The organism is Arsenophonus sp. ENCA, from assembly GCF_002287155.1.
GTDB classification, from domain to species: Bacteria; Pseudomonadota; Gammaproteobacteria; order Enterobacterales; family Enterobacteriaceae; genus Arsenophonus; species Arsenophonus nilaparvatae.
In genome coordinates this window covers 1-1101 of record NZ_NHNG01000141.1, presented here as the reverse complement: position 1 = coordinate 1101, position 1101 = coordinate 1, and the positions used below count along the sequence as shown (strand labels likewise).

1 protein-coding gene is annotated in these 1101 nt (G+C 28.7%); it reads left to right on the top strand.

Annotated elements, in window-relative coordinates; translation table 11 throughout:
- A partial coding sequence (locus CBG25_RS03850) for a hypothetical protein (protein ID WP_290604631.1) occupies positions 1–871 on the top strand: 871 nt, incomplete at its 5' end.
- Positions 872–1101: the final 230 nt, after the last annotated feature.

Below are 1101 nucleotides of genomic sequence, written 5' to 3'. Positions count from 1 at the left end.
CGCTAAAAAAACCATGATGGAAGTTGAAGGAGTTTATAATAAATTTAAAGATACATTAGAAGATCAGGAGTCTGATTCATTTAAACGAATTATTACTGAGAATATAGAGCATTATCAGATTGCACAGAATAAATACCATCTTAACGAAGAAGAAAAAAAAGTTTTTCAGGAGGAATTATCCTATATAAAAGTTGGAAAAACCACATTTCCAATGTTGTGGAATACTAAAGAAATAATCGAATTAAAAAATGAAGTAAATACTTTACATCTTGAGCTAAATAAATTAAAAAAATTAGCTACTCTTTCTGAAAACATATTAACCATGTATAGCAGAATAGATAAAGATAAAATATCTAAAGCAACGGAAATAAAATTGAATGAAAAAATTTTAGAGGCTTATGATATAAGAGAAATAAAAGATCATATAGAAAAATTAAAAGATGATAGTGTTATCTTACAAAAAATAATAAATAATAACTTTTTATTATTACCAACAACCCACGACGACACTACGTTAGTTCTCTTAAATAATAAGAATGCTATTGAAATTCTTAAGAACTCAATTATAGAAATAGCATCTTTTGCAAAGAATAAATTAATGAAACTCGCCAATAAAAATTTGTATAAAAAACAAAGAGAAAAGCTTTCATATTTTGAAACGAAATTAACTAACTTATACTATTTACTACTAGAGCTTGAAAAAGTACCAGGATACGAGAATATAAAAGAAGCACCCTGGGTACATGATATGATTCGTCAGTTATTAATACAGGTAAAACCAGTGCATTTGCCATTAACAAAACTATCATCGCCTGAATATTTAGCATGGAAAGAGAAGTTAACTATGTGGGGAGTCTTAATTAAGAAGTAACTGTTGGCTAGTGCCTGTCATCAAATACTTGGATAAGCGTGTATGATTGTCTATTTTGGCATAGAGAATAGAGAATAGAGAATAGAGAATAGAGAATAGAGAATAGAGAATAGAGAATAGAGAACACGAGTTTCGCACAAAACTAATTTGGGTACGCTAATAAAACACGGATGTGCTCAGCCATAGCATTTTTGATTACGTCCCAATTTTGTTGATAAAGGGTTATTTTT